The following is a 265-nucleotide window of genomic DNA, read 5'->3' on the forward strand; positions in this document are numbered from 1 at the left end:
GCGCCAGATCCTAAGTCTGGTGCGTCTGCCAATTCCGCCACACCCGCATAATGGTGAGCCATGGAGGACTCGAACCTCCGACCCTCTGATTAAAAGTCAGATGCTCTACCTGCTGAGCTAATGGCTCATTTTTTTGTTTTGCCCGGCAACGTCCTACTCTCGCAGGCGGTGTCCCGCCAACTACCATCGGCGCTGGAGAGCTTAACTTCCGTGTTCGGGATGGGAACGGGTGTGACCTCTCCGCCATCGTCACCGAGCAAACATA

At 55.8% G+C, this 265-nt stretch carries 1 tRNA gene and 1 rRNA gene; both read right to left on the bottom strand.

What is annotated here, in order from left to right:
• Nucleotides 1-51: 51 nt before the first annotated feature.
• Nucleotides 52-127 (bottom strand) — tRNA-Lys (locus K1I44_RS15175).
• 13 nt (nt 128-140) lie between these two features.
• Nucleotides 141-257 (bottom strand): 5S ribosomal RNA (rrf, locus tag K1I44_RS15180).
• Nucleotides 258-265: the final 8 nt, after the last annotated feature.

Source organism: Anoxybacillus sp. ST4 (assembly GCF_019448545.1).
Classification (GTDB): domain Bacteria; phylum Bacillota; class Bacilli; order Bacillales; family Anoxybacillaceae; genus Anoxybacillus; species Anoxybacillus pushchinoensis.